The sequence below is a fragment of the Allobosea sp. BK604 genome (assembly GCF_004341515.1).
Lineage (GTDB): Bacteria > Pseudomonadota > Alphaproteobacteria > Rhizobiales > Beijerinckiaceae > Allobosea.
The window spans coordinates 48,317-72,882 of sequence record NZ_SLZF01000001.1 but is presented as its reverse complement, the minus strand read 5'-3'; the positions used below and the strand labels follow the sequence as shown (position 1 = coordinate 72,882).

The window sequence follows — 24,566 nt, the reverse complement described above, 5'->3', positions numbered from 1 at the left end:
GCGATCTCATGCGATAGCCAGCATGATTTTGTCCGCTTCATCTTCCAGTGATTGTAACTTTGCGCTCCATAGTCCAGCTTGTTGAAGCCATAATTTCGAGGACTGAAACTCGGTAGAAGTAAGGACGATTGTCGCGGATGTCGCGCTATAAGCATTATATCGTTGGCATTCCCCAAGGATCGATTCCATTTTGTTTAGTATGCGGTTGCGTCTTGTGGCGTGTAATGGAAATTGAGCCGTATTTATCATCTCTGTGAGATCGTCTAACATTTTATAGAATATCTCTCCGATTTTGAATCTCTTGGTGACTGCTCGCAAATAGTCGTTAAGATCGACTACATCGATGGTCATTTTTCCTTTTTCGGTGCGAGGACGCATCCTATAGTTGGATATGAAAATGTGATCGCGAGGGTCATCCACCGAAGGATCAATTATCTCACCTTCCGTCGTAACGTCATGCTCGTGCTTTCTTCCATTGCATCGTTTGCATGATGGAAGTAGATTGCTCCATTTTAGCACGTCATTCCGATGGTTTTTCTTGCAACGAAAGTGCTCAACTTCCATGTATTTCGATTCTTCGTTCGTATTGGTTTCGCAATAGCAGCACTTTCCATGCGACATGGCATTTAAAGACTGCTTTAAATTTTCCATGTTCCACACAGATTCGCCTGTGCGTATAAAATGCTCCGTGAGTTGCTTTACTTCATCGGGATCAAGCGGGTCGGCAGCGCGATCGAGCTTAATCATTTTTCTCGACCAAGAACGGAGAGGCCTGCATTTTGAAGAGTTTATGCATCTCGTTACTGGGGTGGAGCATGGACTGAAGCAATCCAAGAGTTTCGTGAACTCTTTCACCATCCTCAGCGTCGAGCGCAGTATAAAAATCGGCGACTGCGCGCTTGTATGAATCTGAGACGGCGTCATCTAATCCCATCACGTCAGTAAGGATTTCTTCGATAGTCCAGCCCTTATATGCTTGTGAAGATTCCGTGAGTGTCGCTCTCAGCGTATTTCCTTCGCCGTCAAGGCGCAAAGCTATGACTTCTCCTGGCCCGGCATTCTGAACGACGTGTGGACTATGCGTTGTCACGATGAACTGAGCGTTCGGAAACGATGACCGAAGTATCTGAATTATTTTGGTCTGCCAGCTTGGGTGAAGGTGGAGGTCAACCTCGTCGATCAATATAACGCCAGAGAATTTATCGGCCGTATCTTGAAAGCCTCTGACTTCAATTTCGTTGATGATGCCGATCAGGAGAGCGAGTGAGCTACGGAATCCCGATGAAAGAAACTCGAACGGTATCTTCCCGTCTTTGGTATTAACGAGAAGATCAAACGTTGATGCGTCGATATTTGAGAATTTCACCGACGGATCGACGACTGAAAAGAATGAACTCGCGACGTCAAGATTTCTGATCTTGTAGGGAGGTAGCGCTTCTACTATCGAACGGAACATATTTCGGTTGATTAGCCAGCGCTTGATATCGTCTGATGCAATTCCTTCTAGTGACTGGGATAAAAAGCGATGATCCTCTGTAGGAGGATCCCGGGTTACCGCTTGAGCTGTAGAGTACGGAATATCGCGTCGAGACGGAAAGAAAAGTATTCGATTAGCGAGTCCATGCAGATTTGACAAAAAATGGGCTGGAATAGGCGGGGGGTTCTCTGCTTGTATGCTAGTGCTCCGCAATGCGTCATTATCGTATACCGATATCTGCCAGCTTCCAGAGGATTCGGAGAGAGCGCGGCGCGCGATATAAGATGATTGCGATCCTCTAGCAAAGGATGCAGAAATCAATTGGAGTATCGTTGTTTTTCCAATGCCATTAGTTCCGCAAATTATATTTACTTTATCGTTGAAGCTTAAGTCAAAATTTTCAAACCTCCCAACATTTGCGATTGATATGCTGCTTATTCGCAGTTTAGAACTTGGATCAATCATTCGTGCTGACCTTGCGCAGGATGGGAGCTGGCCTGGCTGCAACCTATGATCCGTAGTCGGACTCAATCAAGAGTGATGACGGCACCTCTGCCAAAATCTTCGCGCCTGCTCGGAGACGACGAGATTGCCCACGGCTCGCCTCCACGGAACGATGCATTCCCATCGCTGTTAGGCATGGTTTCTTCCTCCGCTGATTGGAGTGAACCGCCGACGACTCAACGGGTTCCGCGCCACTGCACCTCGCGACCGCGATGTTCCGATCGCCGGCGCTCGTAGTGCTCTTCGGAATATTGCCTGCGGTAGCTAGGCCACTCTTCCCGGATCCTGGCCATCGCCTCTTCGCGAGTGCGCTCATGGCCGCGAAACCTGCCGGGCTGCGGCAGGCCAAAGACGCTGATGCCCCAGAACCAGCCGGGTCGGTCCGGTCCTGTGTGACCGCGATGGTCGGCGATCACACCGATATTCTCGCCCTCCTGGTCGATGACGTGCCAGAACTCATCGCTATCGGGATAGGTCCGGCGCAGGCGGAGCGCTTCCGGTCTGGTCATGGGCGCCGCTTTTCCGCTCGGCATGATCGCCTCCTTGACTCGTACGCCACCCACGATGTTCTTATTTCGTTCTCATTTCCGATGCGAGTCGACATGCTGTCAGGCCATGGCGGGAAAACGCAATTTCCCCAACCTGGAGACGACGCTGCTGGACTGGCCATGGGTGCTGGTGCGGTTGCGCTGTCACTACTGCGACAAGAGCCGGGACGCGCGCCTCGCGTTTCTAGCGCGCAAGTTCGGAGATCTCACCACGATCGGCGAGATCATCAGCATATGGCGGACGCCATGCGCCTTCAGCCCGGAGGGCGAAAACAGGAAGCCTCAGAAGTACAGCGTGACCGGGAAGTGCGGCGCCTACGCGATCGACATGGAAGGCGGGCCGCCACCGAACCTGCCGCCGAAGGTTGGCGGCCTCCGGATCGTGGCCGATAACAGCGTGCGCATGCCGCCGCGTCGAAAGGCGGGATAGGCGCGGGCCAGAATCATCCTTGGCCTGTTAAGCGCGCGCGGATAGAAGCTGTCGCCGGGTGAAGGGAAGCTCCTCAGCATGTGCAACCTTTATAGCCACACTAGATCGGTCGACGCGATGCGGCGGCTGTTCCCGAAGTTTCGGGGCTGGGAATTGAACCTGGCGCCGCAGCCAAACATCAATCCTGACCGGCCGGCGCCTATCGTCCGCAACGTCGCCGGCGCCGACCAGCCCGAGCTAGCCATGGTGCGGTGGGGCATGCCGTCCTCAAGGAAGGCGCTGCTCGACGCGGCGACCGTTCGTGCAGACAAGCTGCGCGCCAAGAGCAAGGAGGTGGATTTCGACCATCTCCTGCGCATGGAGCCTGACCGCGGCACGACGAACGTGCGCAACACTAACAGCTCGCACTGGAAGCGCTGGCTCGGGCTCGAGAGCCGCTGCCTCGTGCCGTTCACCAGCTTCAGCGAGTTCGACCAATCGGCGCGGCAGGATGTCTGGTTCGCCTTTGACGAGAAGCGGCCGACCGCGATGTTCGCTGGGATCTGGGCGCCGCAATGGACCTCGGTCCGCAAGATCAAGGACGGCGAGGAGACGATCGACCTGTTCGCCTTCCTGACCACAGAACCGAATACGGAGGTGAAGAAGTATCACCCCAAGGCCATGCCGGTGATCTTGACCACACCGGAGGAATGCGCCCGCTGGATGACGGAACCTTGGGACCAAGTGAAGGAACTGCAGCGGCCGTTACCGGACGGCTCGCTATCCGTCGTTGCGCGCGGGGCGAAGTTCGATCAGGCAGCCGACGCGCTCGACCTGAGCGCCAGCAGCTAGCCCCAGCATCCGGCGCGGGCGGGCCTGCTGTAGATTGCGCAGCTAGACGAGCCCAAGCCAAGCTGCGAGACCGATCAGCGCTGCAATCGCTGCGATCACCAGCATACGGCTATCGCTCGGGCCAAAGCGCATCTCAACGACCTCTGTTTTCAGTCCTAGGGAGCGCCAAGTTGTGAAAGGTGGGAAAGTTCCCCTCCGAAACGCCCGAAAACACGTGAGCGAATTTTCTTTCTCACTCAGGCCCAACCGCTTGAAAACGCCGGATTGTTGTACTCCGGCCCGACCCACCACCTCCACAACTCGTTCGAATGCGCCGCCGAGAGGGTGATCGCGTCTGGCCGTTTCGATCTCCGGTCTCGCCGAGAAGGCAATGCCTTGCTCGGGTCAGGCCGGCACGGACTGATTGTACGATGCGAGCGCCTGAGATATGGCTTGGGACGGATAGGAGATCACGACGTGGCCATCTCGCTGCGATTTGCGCGCGGACAGAACCGGTTCCCTTGGGGAGGCGGCTGACGGCGCGCGCGTGATCATCTGAGATCCGACGAGCCTCGGGGCCCCTCCTTAGCCGGAGCGGGCCCCGAGGCTTTTTTGTGCCTTCATTCCTGGAGAACACCGATGCGACGACGAAGCCGACGGCGATTTAGGCCCCGATTTCAAAACGGATTGCGACCCCTCGTTCCCTGCTGCGCACCGCGCGGCAAACGATGGCGCATGTCTATAGTCCAATCATAAGTCTTTGAAAATAAACACAAAATACCTGTATTCTGTATTGACGCGCCGTTCTTCGACGCCTATGTATCGATCAACGCCGCGATAGCTTAGTTGGTCTGAGCGCTCGTTTGAAAAATGAGAGGTAGTCGTTCGATCCGACTTCGCGGCACCAAATTATGACTATGGTCAGTTTCGCGAATACGCTTTCCTAGCTCAATTGGATAGAGCGCCAGATTACGGATCTGGAGGCTGGTTGGGTTCGAGTCCCCCGGAGAGCACCATTTTGGGGAATTGCCGTGGCCCGACCGAGGCCGGCTCGCAATTCTCAGCGGAGCGAACGACGATCATTGGCCCGAGCGATGAAAGCTTGGACGATCGGCTGGCGATCGCGTGGCGGGTCAGCGTCTTGCACGGGTTGCCTCGCCCGCGAGCAGCCCCGTGCAGATCAGGCGTACAAGCGTCTCGATTTGCCGCTCCAGCTCGGCGACCGGGACAGCCACGAGTTTCTCGTCGAGACCCAGCGCCAGGACGCCGTGAACCGCTGAAAACATCGTGCGGGTGAACAGCGCAACGTCAGCGCTACCTGCCTGCGGCATCAGGCTCGCAAGCGGCAGGGCGATGTGCCGGAACAATGTCATCTGCTCGCTCAAGGCCCATTCCGGCACGGTGCTCCCCTCGGCCATGCGGTGCTCGAAGAGCGTTCGCCAGAGCGGCAGATTGGCGCGCGCGAAGCGGCAATAAGCCAAGGCCACCGCGACGAGCTGCTCGACCGCCGGATCGGAGCTGCCCGGCAAGGGGCGCGCCTCCGCCTCCTGCAATGCGCGATCGAGACGGGCGAGTGTCCGCGAGCCGACGCGCAGGATCAGCTCGTCCAAATCGGCGACCAGATTGTAGATCGCTCCGACCGCGCAGCCGATCTCGCGAGCCAGCTCGCGTGCCTTGAGACCGTCGAGCCCCTTCGCGGCAATGGTCCGCTCGGCGGCCTCCAGGAGCGCTTCGCGCTGCCTCTCCCTGCGGTCTGTGACGGGCGCCATGAAACCTCCTTTGAACAACGTTCATAATTCTGCTTGAACGACGTTCACGCATGATGTACACAGATTTCGTGAACATCGTTCATACCAAGGGAGTGGCAATGTTCAAGACCGTCATCACACTTTTCCGCGGAGGCATCGCAAAGGCCGAGGAGGATCTCGCAGATCGCAATGCGCTGCTCATCCTCGACCAGCAGCTCCGCGATGCCAGCGCAGCTTTCGAGCGCGCCAAGAAGGGGCTCGCGGTGGCGATCGCCCAGGACCGCCAGGAGGCGTCGCGTCTCGTGGCGACCAACGCCCAGATCACGGATCTGGAGCAGCGCGTCGTCGCTGCGCTCGCGGCGGCCGACGAGCCGTCGGCACGCGAGGGAGCGGAGGCAATCGCCGCGCTCGAAGCGGATCGCGACGCCGCCCAGGCAGCCCAGTCGCTGTTCGGCGCGGAGATCCTGCGGCTGCGCCGCCATGTCACCCAGGCGCAGGTCCGCCTCGCCGAACTCGATCGCGGCCGGCGCCTGGCTCGCGCGTCCGAAGCGGTCCGCGACCTCCGGCGTGGCCGCGTCGAAGAGGCCCGTCCGTATGAGGCGACGCTCGCCGAAGCCGAGACGACACTGCGGCGTCTGCGCGAGCGGCAGGCGGAGGCGGAAGCCGCTGACCACGCTCTCGACGAACTTGACGGCGCAGCCACGGAAACCGTGGCTGAGACGCTCGCCGCGAGAGGTTATGGCAGCCGCCTCAAGCCCTCAGCCGACAGCGTGCTCGAGCGCCTGCGCGCCGCTGCCGCCTGATCCGCCCCAGCCACGTCCAATTTCGTTCGATCGGAGATCGCCATGAGCCAGAACAGCCAACCTCACAGCAGCGCCTGGGTGAGCTTCACCTACGCGTCCTTCTTCGGCGCGGCCGCCATGACCGCCGCCGGCATCCTGTTCATGCCCCTCGACCTGTGGGCGAAGGGCTATCTCGCGATGGCCGCAATCATGCTCGTCCAGTCTTGCATCACCATGACCAAGACGGTGCGCGACATGCACGAGTCTGCGCGGCTGGTGAACCGCATCGAGGACGCGCGCACCGAGCGCCTGCTCATGGATGTCGGCAAGCCGGGCGCCTGATAGGCGCGAAAGCCGTTCGGCTTCGGCAACGGCGCCTTAACCGAGAAACCGCATCGCCCCGCACGTTAAGCGATTGCTTGCCAAGGGCGATGCAGATTTCCTCGTCTCACCGTGAGTTGGCCATGATCGATACGCTGGTTCTGAAGCGGCGCTTTGCGCCCTTGTTCTGGGCGCAGTTCTTCTCTGCGTTCAACGACAACTTCCTGAAGAACGCACTCGTCTTCATCATCCTCTACAAGCTCGCCGGCTCGCATGGCGAGGCGCTTGTCACGCTCGCGGGGGCGCTGTTCATCGCACCGTTCTTCCTGCTCTCCGGCATCGGTGGGCAAATGGCGGATCGCTTCGACAAGGCCGTCGTCGCCCGTCATCTCAAGCTCGCCGAGGTCGGCGCTGCCGGTGTCGCGGTGCTCGGCTTCTTCCTGCATTCCGTGCCCGTGCTCTTCGTCGCGCTCGGGCTGTTCGGCATCATCGCGGCGCTGTTCGGGCCGATCAAATACGGCATCTTGCCCGACCACCTGAAGCGCGAGGAACTGCCGGCCGCCAACGCCCTGATCGAGGGCGCGACCTTCATCGCCATCCTGCTCGGCACCATCGCCGGCGGCATGACGGCCCGCGACGGCGGCGACCCCGCCTCGCTCGGCGGGCTCGTCATGGTCTTCGCCCTGCTGTGCTGGGGCGCGACGCTGTTCATCCCGAAGACGGCCCCGGCCGCGCCGGATCTGCGCATCGATCCCAATATCATCCGCTCGACCGCCGGCCTGCTGAAGGATCTCTGGTCGGATGCACGGCTCTGGCGCACCGGCGTGATGGTCAGCCTGTTCTGGCTGATCGGCGCGGTCGTAATGTCGCTACTGCCCTCGCTGGTGAAGAACGGCATGGGCGGCACCGAGCTCGTGGTCAGCGTCTATCTCAGCATTTTCGCGATTTCGATCGCGGTCGGCTCGGGCATCGGCTCCTTCCTGTCGAGCGGGCGCATCGTGCTGCTGCCGGTCCCGGTCGCCTGTTTCGTGATCGGCCTGTTCGCGCTCGATCTCGGCTGGGCCATCGCCGGGCTCATCCCGCATCAGCCGGCGCTGGAGATGCGCGACTTCTTCTCGCATGGCCCGGCCTGGCGCGTCGGCATCGACCTCGCCGGCCTCGCCATCGCCGGCGGCATCTTCATCGTGCCGTCCTTCGCTGCGACGCAGGTCTGGGCGCCGGCCGAGAAGCGCGCCCGCATCATCGCCGCCGTCAACGTGCTCTCCGCCGCCTTCATGGTCGCCGGCGCCGTCGTCGTCGCGCTGCTCCAGGCGGCTGGCCTGAGCCTGTCGCAGCTCTTCCTGCTGATCGGTGTCGGTGCGCTCGCCGCTTCCGTCTGGATTTTCAAGGTGATGCCGAGCAACCCGCTGACCGATTTCCTGTCGATCCTGCTGCGCGCCTTCTACCGTCTGGAGGTGATCGGGCAGGAGAACATCGCCAAGGCCGGCCCCAACGCGATCATCGCGCTCAACCATGTCAGCTTCCTCGACGCGGCGGTCGCGCTCTCGATGCTCGACAAGGACCCGGTCTTCGCCATCGACCACGGCATCGCGCAACGCTGGTGGGTGAAGCCCTTCCTGCGCCTGACGCGCGCCATGCCGCTCGACCCGACACGCCCGCTGGCGACCCGCTCGCTGATCAACGCCGTCAAGTCCGGCGAGAGCCTGATCATCTTCCCGGAAGGTCGCCTGACGGTCACGGGGAGCCTGATGAAGGTCTATGACGGCGCGGCGATGATCGCCGAGAAATCCGGCGCCAAGGTCGTGCCCGTGCGCCTGGAAGGACTGGAGGCGACGATCTTCTCGCGGCTGAACCGCGAGCAGGTGCGCCGGCGCTGGTTCCCCAAGGTGCGCGTCACCGTGCTGGAGCCTGTCGCCCTGACGCTTCCCGAGGAGCTGAAGGGGCGGGCGCGGCGGCAGGCCGCGGGCACGGCGCTCTACCAGGTCATGTCCGACCTGATCTTCCGCACCACCGATATCGACCGCACCGTGTTCGAGGCCGTGGTCGAGGCCGCAGCCGTCCACGGCAAGGGCAGGGTCGCGGTCGAGGATCCGCTGACGGGGACATTGACCTATCGGCGCCTGCTGATGGGCGCCCGCATCCTCGGCCAGAAGCTCGCCGGGCTCGTCGGCCAGGGCGAGGCGATCGGCGTGATGCTGCCCAATGCCAACGGCGCCGCCGTGACGGTGCTCGGCCTGATCTCGGCCGCCCGCGTGCCGGCGATGATCAACTTCACCGCGGGGGCGACCAATATCGCCGCCGCCTGCAAGGCTGCCCGGATCGGCACGATCGTGACCTCGCTCGCCTTCGTCGAGAAGGGCCGGCTCGGCCCGCTCGTCGAGGCGCTGCGGGCGGAGGTCGCGATCGTCTATCTCGAGGATGTGCGCGCCGGCGTCTCGGCCCGCGACAAGCTCGCGGCGCTGTTCAGCCACGACAAACCGATCGCTCCGGCCAAGGGCTCCGACCGGGCCGCGATCCTGTTCACCTCCGGCTCCGAGGGCGTGCCGAAAGGCGTGGTGCTGTCGCATTCGAACATGCTCGCCAACGCCGCCCAGGCGGCGGCCAGGATCGATTTCGGCCGGCGCGACAAGGTCTTCAACGTGCTGCCGGTGTTCCACTCCTTCGGCTTGACGGTCGGGCTCGTCCTGCCGCTGGTCTCCGGCGTGCCGGTCTATCTCTATCCCTCGCCGCTGCATTACCGGCTGGTGCCGGAACTGGTCTACGGCTCCAACGCCACGATCCTGTTCGGCACCGACACCTTCCTCGCCGGCTATGCCCGCGCCGCCCATCCCTATGACCTGCGCTCGCTGCGCTACATCCTGGCCGGCGCCGAGCCCGTCAAGGAGGCGACACGCCGGACCTATATGGAGAAGTTCGGCCTGCGCATCCTGGAAGGCTATGGCGTGACCGAGACGGCCCCCGTGCTGGCGCTGAACACGCCGATGTTCAACCGTTTCGGCACGGTCGGCCGGATCATGCCGGGCATGGAGGCGCGGCTGGAGCCGGTGCCGGGCGTCGACGAAGGCGGGCGGCTGCATGTCCGCGGTCCCAATATCATGCTGGGCTACCTGAAGGCGGAGAATCCGGGCGTGCTCGAGCCGCCGCCGGAGGGCTGGCACGATACCGGCGACATCGTCACGATCGACCGGGACGGCTTTGTCACCATCAAGGGCCGGGCCAAGCGCTTCGCGAAAATCGCCGGCGAGATGGTCTCGCTGGCGGCGATCGAGGCGCTGGCGGCGGAGTGCTGGCCGAACGCGCTGTCCGCCGTGGCGAGCGTTCCGGATGCGCGCAAGGGCGAGCGCCTCGTCCTGGTGACGCAGCAGCGCGATGCGACGCGCGCCGAGTTTCAGGCCTTCGCCAAAGGCAAGGGCGCTGCCGACCTGATGATCCCCGCCGACGTCCTGGTCGTGCCGGCGGTGCCGGTGCTCGGCTCGGGCAAGCTCGATTTCGCCGGCGTCAACCGCCTGGTGCGCGAGCGCCAGGCTGCCGCGGCGGCGTGATGGCATGCTGGGCTTCTGGCTCAAGGCCCTGACGGCGCCGACGCTCGACCTGACTCTGGCCACCCATCGCGGGCTGGTGACGCGCATCGTCGAGCGGCCGGGCGCGGTGCTCGACGATGCGGCGCTCGCCGCTCTGGTCGATCAGCTCCGCGCCGTCGCGAGCCGGACGCTGGCGCAGGGCGATCTCACCTATGGCGTCTTCTCCGGTGAGCGCGAGCGACTGGCCCAGTCGATCGTGACGCTGATCACCGAGAGGGAGACGGGCAAGCCGGTCGCCTTCAACGCATTGGTGCAGATGCGCATTCCCCTGAATGGCGAGCCGCAGAGCGTCACCCATCTCGGCCTCGTCATGGTCGATCCGGAGGTACGTGGCCAGGGCCTGTCCTGGGTGCTCTACGGCCTGACCGTGCTGGTGCTCTTCGTCCGCGGCGGCCTGCGACCGCGCTGGATCTCGAATGTCACTCAGGTGCCGGGCGTCGTCGGCATGGTCTGCCAGACCTTTTCCGACGTCTATCCTTCACCCGATCCCGGCAGCCGCCAGAGTTTCGCCCATCTGACGCTCGCCCGGCAGATCATGCGCGACCACCGTCATGTCTTCGGCGTCGGACCGGAGGCCGGCTTCGACGAGGCACGCTCGGTCATCACCGACGCCTATACCGGCGGCTCCGACGACCTGAAGAAGAGCTTCGACGCCGCGACCCAGCACCGCGAGCCCCGCTACAACGAATATTGCCGGCGCGAGCTCGACTACGAGCGCGGGGACGACCTGCTCCAGATCGGCCGCATGGATCTGCCGGCGGCGCGGCGCTACCTGCTCGGCCAGGTGCCGCGTGCCTCGCTGCCCGGCATTGCCGGAGCCTCGGTCTTCCTGCTGCTGCGGCGCCTCCTGCTGCCGCTGGCCCACTGGCTCGACGACGGGCGCCGGTTGGGCAGCCTGCGGCCGCGCGATGCGAAGGCGAAACCCTGATGGCGGCTTTCTCCTACGAGCTCTTCACCACCCGCAATATCGGCTTCGTCACGGCGCAGGAGCAGGCGAGGCTGCGCGAGACACGCATCTTCGTCTGCGGGGTCGGAGGCATGGGCGGCGCTGCCTTCATGGCTCTGGTGCGGGCCGGAATCGGCCATTTCATCATCGCCGATATCGACGAATTCGAGGTCTCCAATCTCAACCGCCAGGTCTTCGCCACGGCTGCGACCATCGGAGAGCCGAAGGCGGTCGCTGCGGCAGCAGCCGCGCGCGCCATCAATCCGGATATCGAGATCGAGGTGCTGGGCGCCGAGTGGAGCGAGCGCCTGCCGCAGATCGCGGCGCGCTGCCCCGTCATCGTCAACGGCATGGACGACATCGCCGCCGGCCTGCATCTCTACCGCACCGCCAAGACCGCCCGGGCGACCGTGATCGACGCCTATATGTCGCCGCTGCCCTCGGTGATCGTGGTGCGGCCGGAGGATCCGCGGCCCGAGGAGCGGCTCGGCTTCCCGACGCTCGGCAAGGACTGGACCGCGATCGGCGACGAGGAGCGCCGCGCCGCGATGCTCTGCGAGGTCGAGCATGTCATGCTGCATTCGCGCTCGCGCCACCATGTCGATCTCGCGCTCGCTGCCGAGGTCGCCGTCGGTCGGCGTAGCCGCATGTCCTTCGCGCCGATGGTGATCACCACCGGCACGCTGATGGCCTATGAGGCGATCGCGCTTGCGCTCGGCAAGCGTACCGGCACGGATTGTCGTGGCTGGTTCCTCAATCCGCATCGGCCGGCGATCGAGAAGCCCTGGCCGGAGCCTGTGGCTGCGCTGCTGCGCCCGCTCGTGCGCCGCGCCCTGCGCCGGATGATGGCCGCGCCATGAATCCGGCCCTCGTCGCCGATTCGATCGTCGACCTCTGCGGCGCGCTCGGCCTCGGCATCGCCATGCTCACCTTGCGTCGGCGCGATCCGCACGGACCCCTGACGGCACGTTTCCTGTTCGCCCTGGGGCTCGTCACGGCGCTGTTCCTGCTGCGCGGCCTTGGCTGGTGGACGGGCAGCCTGCTGCTGGAGCGGTTGGCACTGGCCTGCGCCGCCGGCCTGCCACTCGGCGCACTCGTCGTCGCCGAGGGCGTGCTGCGCCGGCATGCGCCGCGCTGGCTCAAGATCGCGGTGCTCGGTGGCGCCACGCTGCTCGCACTGGCGAGCCTCGCTGGCTTCGGCGATCACGGCGGCGCCTACGACGTCATGCTGGCCGGCTTCCAGCTGGCCAGCTTCGCAGCCTGTGGCGTACTGCTTTTTTCCCGCGATTGCGCATCGCTGACGGCGGCGGAGAACGGCATGATCGGCCGGCTGGCGCTTTGCGCCTTCCTGGTGCTGCCCTTCCTGCTCAGTGATTTCCGCGGCATCGCCACCGCCATGCCGGTCAGGCTCGGCGGGCTCGGCGCGCTGTTCCTGATCTCGATCGTGCTCGTGACCGGCGGTGGCGCGCAGACGCGCCGGCAGGGCTTCGCCCTGATGGCATTGCGTGCCAGCGCCGCGCTCGCACTGGGCTGGGCCGCGGCCTATCTCGATCCCGATATCGATCTCGTGCATGGCATCCGCATGTGCGCGGTGATGCTGGCCGGGGTGCTGACGATCGGGCTGATGGCCGATGCGCTCAACGGTGCCTTCGAGGCACGTTCGCCCGGCGTGCTCGCCTCGATCGCCCAGTCCCGCGCCGGCACGCGCGAGGAGCTGATCGCGCGCCTGACCAGCCATCCCCTGTTCGAGAGCGCGGTCCGCCTGCGCGAGCCCGCGCTCGCCGAGTTCGATCCGCCAATCCTGAAGGAAGCGCTGCGCGAGGTCTCGGTGCTGCGCGCCGCCGATCAGCCCTGGCAACGCGCCGCGGACGATGGCGGCACCGAGCGGATCGCAGCACTGCTCGCGACCTATTCGGCCAGCCACCTCCTCGTCGTCGTGCGTGATCCGCTCGACCTGCTGGTGCTGACGGTGCCCGTCGTCTCCGCCGATCCCGCGACCGAGACGGCGTTGTCGCTCGCGCGTCGGCTGTTGGCCAACGCCCCCACGGAGGCGGCATGATCGAGATCGTCAGGAACGACCGGCGCAAGGCGTTCGCCGTCACCGGCACCGTCTATCCACTCGGCTCGCCCTATGTGCCGCCGATGTGGTCGGATTTCGACCGCATGCTCGATCGCGCGCGCAACCCGCTCGTCAAGGACGGGCACGGCCGTTTCGAGCTCTTTACTGCGCTGCGCGACGGCCGGCCGCTCGGCCGCATCGTCGCGGCGATCCACGATGCCTCGAACGCCCGCCATGGCACGAGCCGGGCCCAGTTCGGCTATTTCGACTGCGCCGATGATGCCGAAATCGCCGCCAGCCTTCTCGCCGCCGCCGAGGACTGGGCGCGCGAGCGCGGCATGGTCGAGATCGCCGGCAATTTCAATCTCACCGCCATGCAGCAGATCGGCGTGGTCACCGACGGATATTCCGGCCAGCCCTTTACCGACATGGTCTGGAGCCCGCCGCATATCGCCCGGCTACTGGCGGCGAACGGCTATGCTCCCACCTTCCCGATGACGACCTTCGAGATCGATCTCGCCAGCGTCGAGCCCAGGCTCCTGCTCGGCCCGAAGCAGCAGGCGATCCTGGCCGATACCGACTATGCCTGGATGCCGATCGACCGGCGCCATTTCGCCCGGCGCCTGGAGGAATCGCGGCTGATCCTCAATGACGGCTTCGACGGCAATCCTATGTTCGTGCCGCCAAGCGCCGAAGAATACCGCTTCCAGGCCGGTGACATGATGTGGGTCATCGACAAGCGGATCTCGACCGTCGTGCATTACAGGGGCGAGCCTGTCGGGGCGATCATCGCGATTCCCGATCTCAACCCGCTGGTCAACGCTGTCGGTGGGCGGATGGGTCCCGCCTTTCCGCTGCGCTTCCTCTGGCATCGCTGGACGAACCGTCGGGCCGTCATCGTCTACCAGTCGGTCAGCCGCGCTGCGCATAATCGCGGCATCAACGGCGCGATGCTCTACAAGGTCGCGACCGCGCTGAAGGACGCCGGCTATACGACGCTCGGCGGCACATGGATCGCCGATGTGAACGGGCCGAGCCTGCGCCAGGCCGAGAAGGCGGGCGCCAGGCCGTTGCATCGCCTGCACCTCTTCTCGAAGCCGCTGCGAGGCTGAGCGATGCTTGACCAGGCCCTGCTCGAAAGCCTCGTCGCCGAGGCCCGCCTCGCGCCCAGCGTCCATAATATCCAGCCGACCCGCTGGCGCCGAGCCGGCGATCGCATTCTGGTCCTGGCGGATCCCACCCGAAGGCTGCCGGTTGCCGATCCGACCGGCCATGATGTCCGCCTGTCGCACGGAGCCGCGATCGAAGGCATGGCGCTCGCCCTGAGCAGACGGGGCCTGCGTATCGTCCAGGTCGAACTCCATCCCGGGGCAATCCCGGTCGATGGCGGCCTCATCCCGGTTGCGGCGCTCGACATTGCGCCAGGCGGGGTGCCCGACCAGCTCTCCGACCTCGTCACGCAGCGTGCGAGCTGGCGCGCCCGTTTTATGCCGGGCAACGCCGGCACCGACCAGGCATTGGCCGACCTGGCCCGGACCGAGAGCGACCTCACCGTGATCACCGAGCCCGGCCAGATCGAGACGATTGCGGGCCTGGCCGATCGGGCGGGGTTCCACTTCCTGTGCGATGCCGCTCATCGCAAGGAGCTCCTCGCCTGGATGCGGCTCTCGTCGGGCCATGCCGCCCATGCCAGGGACGGCTTGAACGCCGAGGCAATGGCGCTGGGGCGCCTGGAAGCGCTCGCTGCCGGGCTCGTTCTCGGGCCGCTGTTCACGACCTTGCATCTGATCGGGTTGGCCGAGCCGCTGACGAGCGATGGAGCCAAGACGCGCTCCGGCGCGATCGCCCTGTTCCATCGCCCGGCGGGCGAGGACCCGGTCCTGACCGGGCGGGCCTTCTATCGCGCCTGGCTCGGCATGACCCGGTCCGGCTTGAGTGCCTGCCCGGTCTCGGTGCTGGTCGATTGGCCCGAAAGCCGCAGCGCACTCACGAAGCTCTTTCCCCCGCCGGCCGGGCGACGATTGGTCAATGTGTTCAGGATCGGCGCGGCGGAGCAGCATGGCGTTTGTCCTCATTATCGGTTGCCCGTGGCCGAACTGCTCGAATCCACCTGATACAACCCGAAGGGTCACGAGCGCTTGTTGGTCAGCTCGTTGAGCGTGACGTACTCCGGCATCCGTTGCCTGACGCCGAGCCGGACTCGGTTTCCCGTGCTGCTTTTCCCATCCCGGATCCTCTTGGCGCGGAGCTTGCTAATCGGCTGCTGATCGGGTGGCATTGCCTCAAGCCGCAGCCAGCCGGACAGGTGGCGCATTCAGCGAGCAGGGGAGAAGCAGATGATGGGATCGAGGTTTGGCCTGGTGCTCGCCGCTTCCGTGCTGGCGCTCGGCGCGGCCCATGCGCAGACTCCGAAAAAGGGCGGCACCGTGCATGTCGTGGTCCAGCCCGAGCCGCCGATGCTGATGCAGGGGCTCAACCAGAACGGCCCGACCAACATGGTCGCCGGCAATATCTATGAATCGCTGCTGCGCTATGACGAGAAGCTCAATCCGCAGCCCTCGCTCGCCAAGAGCTGGGAGATCTCGCCCGACGCCAAGACCTATACGTTCAAGCTGCAGGAGGGCGTGACCTGGCATGATGGCAAGCCGTTCACGGCCGACGATGTCGTCTTCACGCTCGACAAGTTCCTGCGCGAGGTGCATCCGCGCTGGCGCCCGATCGTCACCAGCCAGGTCGACAAGATCGAGAAGCTCGACGACCTCACCGTCAGGATCGCGCTGAAGCAGCCCTTCGGGCCGATGATCCTGTCACAGGAAGTCGCTTCGGCGCCGATGATCCCGAAGCACATCTATGACGGCACCGATTACCGCGCCAACCCGGCCAACAACACGCCGATCGGTACCGGGCCGTTCAAGCTGAGGGAATGGAAGAAGGGCTCCTACATCCATCTCGTCCGCAACGAGAATTACTGGCTGAAGGACCGGCCCTATCTCGACGAGATCTACTGGCAGATCATTCCCGATGCGGCGGCTCGCGCCGTTGCCTATGAGACCGGCAAGGTCGATGTGCTGACCGGCGGTTCGGTCGATGTCTACGATGTCGCGCGGCTGGCGAAGCTGCCGAATACCTGCGTGACCACCAAGGGCTGGGAGATGTTCGCACCCCACGCCTGGCTGACCCCGAATGTGCGCAACGGCATTCTCGGCAACAAGCAGTTCCGCCAGGGGCTGATGTACGCGATCGACCGCGAGTTCGGAAAGGATGTGGTCTGGGGTGGGCTCGGCAAGCTGCCGACCGGGCCGATCTCGTCCAAGACCAAGTTCTATTCGGCCGATGTGCCGAAATACAGCTATGACCCGGCCAAGGCGAAGGAACTGATCAAGGCCTCCGGCTACAAGGGCGAGACGATCAAGCTGCTCAACCTGCCCTATGGCGAGACCTGGAGCCGCTGGAGCGAGGCGATCAAGCAGAATTTCGAGGATGTCGGCGTCAAGGTTCAGATCGAGAACACCGATGTGCCCGGCTGGACCCAGAAGGCGAGCAACTGGGATTTCGACCTGAACTTCAACTTCCTCTACCAGCTCGGCGACCCGGCGACCGGCGTGGCGCGCTCCTATGTCTCGACCAACATCGCCAAGGGCAATCCCTTCGCCAATGTCGGCGGCTACGCGAATCCCGAGGTCGACAAGCTCTTCGCCGACGCGGCCGTCGCGCCGACCGACAAGGAACGCCAGGAACTCTATACCAGGATCCAGAAGATCCTCGCCGACGAGCTGCCTGTGCTCTGGCTGCTCGAGATGGATTTCCCGACGATCTCGCGCTGCAACATCAAGAATCTGGTGACGACCGGCATCGGCGTGAATGACGGGTTCAGGGATGCCTGGAAGGAGTGACGTGGCCGGCTGCTTGCCTTCTCCCCCTGCGGGAGAAGGTAGCGCGCAGCGCCGGATGATGGGTCGCGCTGCGCCTACCGAACGCCGGGCCCGTCATGCGCCGACACTGCAAACATCGCGCGACCCCTCATCCGTCAGCGCTGCGCGCTGCTACCTTCTCCCGCAGGGGGAGAAGGAAAGGCGGCGTTCCGGATGCCTTGAATGAACCTTGCCCAATTCCTCGCCGGAAGGCTGGCGAAGGGGATCGTCGTCCTCTTCGCCATCGCCATCCTGAACTTCTTCCTGATCCGGGCTGCGCCGGGCGATCCGGCGCAGGTTCTGGCCGGCGAGGCGGGGGCGGCCGATGCCAAGCTGCTGGAGCAATTGCGCGAGCGCTTCGGGCTCGACCAGCCGCTGCTGCACCAGCTCTGGATCTACCTGAAGGGCTATCTCACCTTCGATCTCGGCTTCAGCTATCGCCAGCAGCAGCCGGTGCTCGACCTCATCCTCGACCGGCTGCCGGCGACCTTGCTGCTGACCGGCGCGGCTTTTCTCGTCTCGCTCGGGTTGGGCACGCTGATGGGCGCGATGGCGGCGAGGCGGGCAGGGCGCTGGCAGGACAGCGCCATCACCACGCTGGCGCTCGTCTTCTACGCGACGCCGCTGTTCTGGATCGCGCTGATGAGCCAGATCGTCTTCTCGCTGAAGCTCGGCCTTGTGCCGAATGTCGGCTTCGAGACCATCGGTGCGAACTACACCGGGCTGTCGCGGGCACTCGATATCGGCCAGCATCTCGTCTTGCCGGCTCTGACGCTCGGCCTGTTCTTCACGGCGCTCTATGCCAGGATGATGCGGGCCTCGATGCTCGAGGTCGCCGGGGCCGATTTCGTCAAGACGGCGCGCGCCAAGGGGCTTTCGCCGTCGATCGTCTCGCGGCGGCATGTGGCGCGCAACGCGATCCTGCCGGTGGTGACGCTGGCCGGTCTGCAGGCGGGCCAGCTCGTCGGCGGCGCGGTGCTGACGGAGACCGTCTTCGCCTGGCCTGGCATTGGCCGGCTGATGTTCGATGCGCTGGTGCAGCGCGATTATTCGGTGCTGCTCGGCGTCTTCTTCATCTCCTCGGCCATGGTCGTCGGCTTCAACATCCTGACTGATCTCGTCTATCGGCTGGCCGACCCGCGCATCGAGGCGACGTCATGAGCTTTCTCAAGCGCTTCGCCCGCAATCGCGGCGCGGTCATCGGGCTTCTCATCCTGCTGGTCGTCCTGGTCTTCGCGCTGCTCGCGCCCATTCTCTATCCGCAATCGCCCTGGCGCCCCGTGGCACGGCCGTTCCTGGCGCCCTTCGTCATGGAACGCTTCCCGCTCGGCACCGACACGCTCGGGCGCAATATCGCCGCCGGCCTTGTCCACGGGGCGCGGGTCTCGCTGATGATCGGCATCGTGTCGACTCTGGTCGCGCTCCTGATCGGCGTGCCGCTCGGCGCAATCGCCGGCTATGCGGGCGGGTTTGTCGACGATGCGCTGATGCGCTTCACCGAGTTCTTCCAGACCATTCCGAGCTTCGCGCTGGCGATCGTGCTGGTCGCGATCCTGCAGCCGCAGCTCGGCTCGATCGTGCTCGCCATCGGCGTCGTCTCATGGCCGCCGGTCGCGCGGCTGGTGCGCGGCGAGGTGCTCTCATTGAAGACGCGCGAATATGTCCAGGCCGCCGTCACCATCGGCCAGTCGACGCCGCGCATCATCCTCAGCCAGGTGCTGCCGAACACGATCGCGCCGATCATCGTGATGGGCTCGCTGATGATCGGCTCGGCCATCCTGCTTGAATCCTCGCTCTCCTTCCTCGGCTTGGGCGACCCGAACCTGATGAGCTGGGGCTACATGGTCGGCGCCGGCCGCACCCGGCTGATCGACGCCTGGTGGATCAGCTTCTTTCCGGGGATCGCGATCTTCCTCACCGTGCTCGCGCTCAACCTTGCCGGCGAGGGGCTGAACGACGCGCTCAACCCGCGCCTGGCGCGGGGGAGGGAGTGATGGCGGATCCTGTCCTCGCCATCGAGGGGTTGCGGCTCGCCCTGCCGGCCATGGCCGACCGTCCCTATGCGGTCGAGGATGTCTCGCTCGCGATCGCGCCGGGCGAGACGCTCTGCGTCGTCGGAGAATCCGGTTCCGGCAAGTCGATGATCGCGCATGCCGTGATGGGGCTCCTGCCGAAGGCGGTTAACCCGGTCGCGGGCGCGATCCGTCTCGGCCGGCGCGACCTGCTCGCGCTCGACGAGGAGGCGATGCAGGACGTGCGCGGCCGCGAGATCGGCATGATCTTCCAGGAGCCGATGACCTCGCTCAACCCGGTGATGCGGGTCGCGGACCAGATCGTCGAAACCTTCGAGGCCCATCGGCTGCACGGCAAGGCGGAGCGCCATGCCCGCGCCATCGCGCTGCTGACCGAGGTCGGCCTGCCCGATCCGGAGCGGCTGGCCAAGGCCTATCCGCATGAGCTCTCCGGCGGGCAGCGCCAGCGCGTCATAATCGCGATGGCGCTGGCGCTCGAACCCAGGCTGCTGATCGCCGACGAGCCGACGACCGCGCTCGACGTCACCACCCAGGCGCAGATCCTCAAGCTGCTCGACAATCTTCGCCACAAGCACGGCACGGCGGTTCTGTTCATCACCCATGATTTCGGTGTCGTCGCCGAGATCGCCGACCGTATCGCCGTGCTCCAGCATGGCAGGCTGGTCGAGGAGGGGACGAGCGACGAGGTGCTGTCGCGGCCGGCGCGTGAATATACGAAGCGGCTGCTTGCGGCCGTGCCGTCGCTGACGCCGCCGGAGCGCCCGGCGTTGGCCGATACGACGCCGATCCTCAGTGTCGAGAAGCTCGGCAAGACCTATCGCAAGCGCTCCTTCTTCCGGGCCGCGCGTGAGGTGAAGGCGGCCGATGATGTCAGCTTCACGCTGGCCAAGGGCGAGACGCTCGGGCTCGTCGGCGAATCCGGCTCGGGCAAGTCGACGGTCGGGCGCTGCTGCCTCAGGCTGATCGAGCCCGATGGCGGCAGGATCATGCTCGGCGATCTCACGCTCAGCGATCTCGGATCCACGGCGCTGCGGCAGCAGCGCAAGCGCATCCAGATGGTCTTTCAGGACCCGTTCGCCTCGCTCAACCCGCGCCAGACGATCGGGCGGATCATTTCGGACGGGCCGGTGGCGCATGGCACGCCGCGCAAGCAGGCCTTGATGCGAGCGCAGGAGTTGCTGGAGCTGGTCGGCCTGTCGGCCAATGCGATCGAGCGCTATCCGCATGAATTCTCCGGCGGTCAGCGCCAGCGCATCGGCATCGCGCGGGCGCTCGCGCTCGAACCGGATGTGCTGGTGGCGGACGAGGCGGTCTCGGCGCTCGACGTGTCTGTGCAGGCTCAGATCCTGAGCTTGATCAAGGACATCCAGCAGCGGCTCGGCCTCGCCATCCTGTTCGTGACGCATGACCTGCGGGTCGCGGCACAGACCTGTGACCGCATTGCCGTTATGCAGCGCGGCAGGATCGTCGAGAGCGGCCCGACGAAGGCGCTCTTCGCCAGCCCGCAGCACGAGTATACACGCCAGCTTCTCGCCGCCGTGCCGGGCAGCGGACGGTTCGGGCCTTGAGCGAGAACGGCCCTTCAACTGTGAGCCCGCAGATGCCTACTCGCTCACTCATGCTCGTTCCGTTGCTCGGGCTGCTCTGGGGCCTCAACTGGCCGGCGGTGCGGATCGCGCTGACCGAGATCGCGCCCTGGACCTTGCGGGCGGGTGGCATGACCTTCGCAGGTCTGGTGCTGGTCGCGGTTGCCTGTGCGCGGGGCGTGCCGCTTTTCGTTCCGCGCAAGGAATGGGCACGGCTGTTCGTTGCCGGATTTCTCTCGATCGCCGCGTTCAATGTTCTGCTCGCCTTCGCGCAACTGGCGGCGCCGACCTCGCGCGCCGCGATCCTGACCTTCACCATGCCGATCTGGGCGACACTGCTGGCGCGCCTCGTGCTCGGCGAGGCGTTCGACCGCCGCCGCGTCATCGGGCTGGCGCTCGGTGTGGCCGGCCTTGCCTGCCTCGGATTGCCGCTGATCGTCGGCGGCGCGTTCTCGCTGGGTCTTGCGTTTGCGCTCGTCGCCAGCGTGAGCTGGGCGCTGGGGACGATCGTCACCAAGCGCTGGCCGGTGTTTGCGCCGGCCGTGACGGTGGCGGCCTGGCAATTGCTGATCGGGGGGGTGACGGCCGGCATCGGCATGCTGGTCTTCGAAGGGCTCCCGGTCCCGAAACGGCTGTCGCCGCATGTGTTGGCCGCGCTGGGCTTCCATATCGTCGGCGCGCAGGCGCTGGCCTATTTCCTCTGGTTCGTGGTGATCGCGCGGTTGCCGGCCGGGGTCGCCAGTCTCGGGACATTGATGGTTCCCGCGGTCGGCGTGCTCGGCTCGGTGCTGCTGCTCGGCGAGCGGCCGACGGCGACGGATTGGATCGGCCTCGTGCTGGTGATCGCGGCCTCGAGCACGATCATGATCCCGCGCCGAACCAAGGCGTAAACCGGTGGAAAGGCCGATTAACCGCTGATTTACCGCGTTTCCGTAAGGTGACGGAGGCCTCTTCCGAAGGGAAACCCGTCGTCATGCACGCACAGGCACTCAGGATGCCGGAGCCGGCCAACGAGGACCTGTCGCATGGCGGCGCGGCGGAGCGCGCCATCCGCGAGATCGCCGAGCGCTTCGGCAAGCTCGGAATCGAGATCACCGATATCTCCGGCCGAATCGGCGATGTCACCCAGCAGCTCGACGGCCAGGCCGAAGGGCTGCACCGGGTCGTGGTGGCGGTCGAGCAGGTGTCGCAGGCCAATCGCGCCATCCAGCAATCGGCCGAAGAGGCACAGAAGACCGCTTCGGTGGTGAGGAGCGGCCTGGAGCGCGTCACCGGCGCGGTCCGGCAAGGGCTCAATGCGGCGCAAGGCGATATCGAGACGCTCACCCATGGCGCCGAAGCGATTTCGGCCGCGCTGGCGGACGCTGTCGCGAATGCGCATCGGGCGCGGGAATCCAGCGATGCGATCCAGGCGATCACCCGCGAGATCCAGTTGCTCTCAATCAACGCCGGCGTCGAGGCGGCGCGCAGCGGTGCGGCGGGACGGGGCTTTGCCGTTATCGCCGCGGCGGTGAAGCAGCTCGCCGAGCAGACGCGCGAGGCAACGTCGGCCAGCACGAGGCAGCTCGACGCGCTGGTCGAGGCGGTCGACCAGCTGGCGCGGCGAAGCGCGGAGAATGCCGGAGCGGCCCGCCGCGCGAGCGAGGAAAGCCGAGGGATCTCGCAGCAGATCGGCGAGCTCGACAGTTTCGGCCGCTCCGTCGTCGAGCTGATCGGCGATATCGATGCGATCTCGAACCCGACGCGCGAGAACGCGATCGCCTTCGCCAAGGCTGGGCAGGATCTGAGGGTGCTGGTCGCGGGTGTCGATCAGTCGAGCGGAGATCTCGAGCAGGCCTCGCACCGGGCGGATTCACTGGTCTCGATCAGCGAGGCGATCCTCGGCTCGATCGCGGCCTCCGGCGTGCGCACGGCGCAGTCCGAGCTGATCGCGACGGCGATGGCGACCGCGCAGACGATCGGCGAGCTGTTCGAGGGCGCGCTGGCGCGCGGCGAGCTGCAAGGCGCCGATCTGTTCGACGAGGCTTATCGGCCGATTCCTGGCACCGATCCGGTGCAGCATATGACGCGCTTCGTCGCGCTCACCGACCGACTGCTGCCGCCGATCCAGGAAAAGTTGCTCGGCTCGGACAAGCGCATCGTGTTCTGCGCCGCCGTGGACCGCAATGGCTTCCTGCCGACGCATAACCGCAAATATTCGCAGGCACAGGGGCCAGACCCGGTCTGGAACAACGCCAATTGCCGCAACCGGCGCATCTTCAATGATCGTACCGGGCTTGCGGCGGCGCGCAACCAGAAGCCGTTCCTGCTACAGACCTATCGCCGCGACATGGGCGGCGGCCAGTTCCTGGTGATGGAGGACCTGTCGGCTCCGATCCGGGTCAAGGGCCGCCACTGGGGGGCGTTCCGCTTCGGCCTGACGGCCTGAGCCCGAGGGAACCATATTTCGCCGCGGCCGGATCAGCCGGCGCCGGCGCTGTCATGTTGTGTAGAGTATCCGAGCCCGCGTCATGCATATCGCGCCGTCATTCCCCAATCTCTCGGTGCTGCTGATCGATCCCAGCCCGCATTACCGGCGCATCATCCGGACGATGCTCTATCAGGCGCAGCTCCATCGCATCTTCGAGGCGTCCGACCTGTCGTCGGCGGCGACCACCTTCATCCAGAAGCAGCCGAACATCGTGATCCTCGATTGGGATCTGCCGGATTCCGGCAGCGTCAAATGCCTGGCCTCGATCCGCTCCTTCAAGACGTCGCCCTTCGCCAAGGCGCCGGTGCTGATCATGATGGAGCGTCCCGATCGTCGCTCCGTCATCCAGGCGGCCAAGCTCGGCGCGCATGAAATCATCACCAAGCCGATCTCACCCAATAATCTCTGGGCGCATCTTTCGGGCATCATCAACATCCCGCGGAAGTACAAGGAATTGAACGGCAGCATCACGCTGGTGCCGCGCGCGATCAGCAACGCGATGTTCTGAGCGGCGGTCTTGCGCGTGGTTTCCCCATCGGTTCGGGCCGGCATGCCGGCCGTTTGGCCACGCCGGTGCCCCGGGCATCATTTTCCTGCCGCATGCTTGCCTAAAAGGTTGACGCTACGGAGCCAAATTAGCGAAATCTTTACCAATTTGACGCGATCCTCGGCACGCCAATCATAGGTCGCGCTGCCGTGCTCATCACAGTCTCTCTTCCGCCTTTCCTTGGCCGCTCCGAGGCAGCCACGTTCCGCAACCAATTGCTTGTTGCGCTGGAGCAGAAGGAGAGCATCGCCGTCGAATGCGCCGAAGCCGGACCTCTACCCAGCCTCTGGATCCAGCTGCTGCACTCCGCCGCAAGCAGCGCGAAAGCTAAGGGGCTTACCGTGACGCTGCGAGCGGCTTCCGAGGAATGCCGCAAATCCTTGCAGGCGATCGGGTTCGATCCCGCCCAAAGCGCCCTCGTTGTGGAGTGATTTCGATGCGAATTCTGGCGATCGACGATACCAAGACGCTGCTCAGTCTTCTGTGCCTGACTTTGCGGAATGCCGGGCATGAGGTCGCGTCGGCCGAGAACGGCGAGGAAGGCCTGGTCCAGTTCGACAAGTTCCAGCCCGACCTGGTGATCACCGACCTCAATATGCCGCTGATGGACGGAATCGAGTTCACCCGCGCCTGCCGCGCCCGCCCGGCCGGCCAGAACACGCCGATCATCGTGCTGACCACCGAAAACGGCGCCGAGATCAAGGCCGAAGGCAGGCGCGCCGGCGCCAGCGCCTGGATGGTCAAGCCATTCGAGCCCAACACCCTGCTCGGCCTCGTCGCTCGTTACCAGAACTGAGGCCAGGCCGTGGATCC

The 24,566-nt window shown here is 64.7% G+C and carries 23 protein-coding genes and 2 tRNA genes; 21 read left to right on the top strand and 4 right to left on the bottom strand.

The features are described 5' to 3' along the window. Nucleotides 1-6: 6 nt before the first annotated feature. From EV560_RS00335 to EV560_RS00325, 3 genes are all read right to left on the bottom strand, one after another. A complete protein-coding gene (locus EV560_RS00335; RefSeq protein WP_131852873.1) occupies nt 7-747 on the bottom strand; it encodes an HNH endonuclease family protein in 741 nt (246 codons plus the stop codon). Then, nucleotides 740-1,942 (bottom strand): AAA family ATPase, encoded by a 1,203-nt coding sequence (locus tag EV560_RS00330; RefSeq protein ID WP_131852871.1) that lies wholly within the window; start codon nt 1,940-1,942, stop codon nt 740-742. The genes EV560_RS00335 and EV560_RS00330 overlap by 8 nt, the downstream gene beginning before the upstream one ends. Before the next feature lie 215 nt (nt 1,943-2,157). Next, a complete protein-coding gene (locus EV560_RS00325) occupies nt 2,158-2,514 on the bottom strand; it encodes a hypothetical protein (RefSeq protein ID WP_165923251.1) in 357 nt (118 codons plus the stop codon). Between the two features lie 82 nt (nt 2,515-2,596). On the opposite strand from EV560_RS00325, the gene EV560_RS00320 reads away from it, so the two are divergent. The 4 genes from EV560_RS00320 to EV560_RS00305 all read left to right on the top strand — a co-directional run bounded on the left by EV560_RS00320 (nt 2,597) and on the right by EV560_RS00305 (nt 4,785). Next, nucleotides 2,597-2,959 carry a hypothetical protein gene (locus EV560_RS00320; RefSeq protein WP_131852867.1) on the top strand — a complete coding sequence of 121 codons (363 nt, stop codon included), beginning with the start codon at nt 2,597-2,599 and terminating at the stop codon, nt 2,957-2,959. A gap of 78 nt (nt 2,960-3,037) precedes the next feature. Continuing rightward, nucleotides 3,038-3,790, top strand: coding sequence for an SOS response-associated peptidase (locus tag EV560_RS00315; protein ID WP_131852865.1), 753 nt, complete (start codon nt 3,038-3,040; stop codon nt 3,788-3,790). A gap of 810 nt (nt 3,791-4,600) precedes the next feature. Continuing rightward, nucleotides 4,601-4,676, top strand: a tRNA-Phe gene (locus EV560_RS00310). 30 nt (nt 4,677-4,706) lie between these two features. Further along, nucleotides 4,707-4,785, top strand: a tRNA-Arg gene (locus EV560_RS00305). A 117-nt stretch (nt 4,786-4,902) separates the two neighbouring features. On the opposite strand, the gene EV560_RS00300 is transcribed toward EV560_RS00305, so the two are convergent. Then, nucleotides 4,903-5,538, bottom strand: coding sequence for a TetR/AcrR family transcriptional regulator (locus EV560_RS00300; protein ID WP_131852863.1), 636 nt, complete (start codon nt 5,536-5,538; stop codon nt 4,903-4,905). Between the two features lie 98 nt (nt 5,539-5,636). Between EV560_RS00300 and EV560_RS00295 the strand changes: the two genes are divergently transcribed. The 17 genes from EV560_RS00295 to EV560_RS00215 all read left to right on the top strand — a co-directional run bounded on the left by EV560_RS00295 (nt 5,637) and on the right by EV560_RS00215 (nt 24,549). After that, nucleotides 5,637-6,320: a PspA/IM30 family protein gene (locus EV560_RS00295; RefSeq protein WP_131852861.1), complete on the top strand. Its 684-nt coding sequence runs from the start codon at nt 5,637-5,639 to the stop codon at nt 6,318-6,320. Nucleotides 6,321-6,362: 42 nt separating this feature from the next. Next, entirely contained in the window at nt 6,363-6,641 is a 279-nt protein-coding gene (locus EV560_RS00290; protein ID WP_131852859.1) for a YiaA/YiaB family inner membrane protein, read from the top strand. Between the two features lie 122 nt (nt 6,642-6,763). Further along, nucleotides 6,764-10,162, top strand: coding sequence for an acyl-[ACP]--phospholipid O-acyltransferase (locus tag EV560_RS00285; protein WP_131852857.1), 3,399 nt, complete (start codon nt 6,764-6,766; stop codon nt 10,160-10,162). A gap of 4 nt (nt 10,163-10,166) precedes the next feature. Further along, entirely contained in the window at nt 10,167-11,129 is a 963-nt protein-coding gene (locus tag EV560_RS00280) for a hypothetical protein (protein WP_131852855.1), read from the top strand. After that, nucleotides 11,129-12,007 carry a ThiF family adenylyltransferase gene (locus EV560_RS00275; RefSeq protein WP_131852853.1) on the top strand — a complete coding sequence of 293 codons (879 nt, stop codon included), beginning with the start codon at nt 11,129-11,131 and terminating at the stop codon, nt 12,005-12,007. Before EV560_RS00280 ends, EV560_RS00275 begins: the two co-directional genes overlap by 1 nt. Continuing rightward, nucleotides 12,004-13,206: a hypothetical protein gene (locus tag EV560_RS00270; protein ID WP_131852851.1), complete on the top strand. Its 1,203-nt coding sequence runs from the start codon at nt 12,004-12,006 to the stop codon at nt 13,204-13,206. The genes EV560_RS00275 and EV560_RS00270 overlap by 4 nt, the downstream gene beginning before the upstream one ends. After that, nucleotides 13,203-14,318 carry a GNAT family N-acetyltransferase gene (locus EV560_RS00265; protein ID WP_131852849.1) on the top strand — a complete coding sequence of 372 codons (1,116 nt, stop codon included), beginning with the start codon at nt 13,203-13,205 and terminating at the stop codon, nt 14,316-14,318. Before EV560_RS00270 ends, EV560_RS00265 begins: the two co-directional genes overlap by 4 nt. A 3-nt stretch (nt 14,319-14,321) precedes the next feature. After that, nucleotides 14,322-15,320, top strand: coding sequence for a hypothetical protein (locus tag EV560_RS00260; RefSeq protein ID WP_131852847.1), 999 nt, complete (start codon nt 14,322-14,324; stop codon nt 15,318-15,320). Between the two features lie 222 nt (nt 15,321-15,542). Next, nucleotides 15,543-17,099 carry an ABC transporter substrate-binding protein gene (locus EV560_RS00255; RefSeq protein WP_165923250.1) on the top strand — a complete coding sequence of 519 codons (1,557 nt, stop codon included), beginning with the start codon at nt 15,543-15,545 and terminating at the stop codon, nt 17,097-17,099. A 201-nt stretch (nt 17,100-17,300) separates the two neighbouring features. Beyond that, nucleotides 17,301-18,278 (top strand): ABC transporter permease, encoded by a 978-nt coding sequence (locus EV560_RS00250; protein WP_131852845.1) that lies wholly within the window; start codon nt 17,301-17,303, stop codon nt 18,276-18,278. Further along, nucleotides 18,275-19,111, top strand: a complete 837-nt coding sequence (locus tag EV560_RS00245) for an ABC transporter permease (RefSeq protein WP_131852843.1) — start codon at nt 18,275-18,277, stop codon at nt 19,109-19,111. Before EV560_RS00250 ends, EV560_RS00245 begins: the two co-directional genes overlap by 4 nt. Beyond that, on the top strand, nt 19,111-20,718 hold the full coding sequence (locus EV560_RS00240; RefSeq protein WP_131852841.1) for an ABC transporter ATP-binding protein: 1,608 nt from the start codon (nt 19,111-19,113) through the stop codon (nt 20,716-20,718). The genes EV560_RS00245 and EV560_RS00240 overlap by 1 nt, the downstream gene beginning before the upstream one ends. A 32-nt stretch (nt 20,719-20,750) precedes the next feature. Then, nucleotides 20,751-21,626, top strand: a complete 876-nt coding sequence (locus EV560_RS00235) for a DMT family transporter (protein WP_207907928.1) — start codon at nt 20,751-20,753, stop codon at nt 21,624-21,626. 83 nt (nt 21,627-21,709) lie between these two features. Continuing rightward, nucleotides 21,710-23,164 carry a methyl-accepting chemotaxis protein gene (locus EV560_RS00230; protein ID WP_131852839.1) on the top strand — a complete coding sequence of 485 codons (1,455 nt, stop codon included), beginning with the start codon at nt 21,710-21,712 and terminating at the stop codon, nt 23,162-23,164. Nucleotides 23,165-23,246: 82 nt separating this feature from the next. After that, nucleotides 23,247-23,714 carry a response regulator gene (locus EV560_RS00225; RefSeq protein ID WP_131852837.1) on the top strand — a complete coding sequence of 156 codons (468 nt, stop codon included), beginning with the start codon at nt 23,247-23,249 and terminating at the stop codon, nt 23,712-23,714. A gap of 188 nt (nt 23,715-23,902) precedes the next feature. Next, the gene (locus EV560_RS00220) at nt 23,903-24,184 is read left to right on the top strand and encodes an STAS domain-containing protein (RefSeq protein ID WP_165923249.1); all 282 of its coding nucleotides are present in this window, start codon (nt 23,903-23,905) and stop codon (nt 24,182-24,184) included. Between the two features lie 5 nt (nt 24,185-24,189). Then, the gene (locus EV560_RS00215; protein ID WP_207907927.1) at nt 24,190-24,549 is read left to right on the top strand and encodes a response regulator; all 360 of its coding nucleotides are present in this window, start codon (nt 24,190-24,192) and stop codon (nt 24,547-24,549) included. The last annotated feature ends 17 nt before the right edge of the window (nt 24,550-24,566 follow it).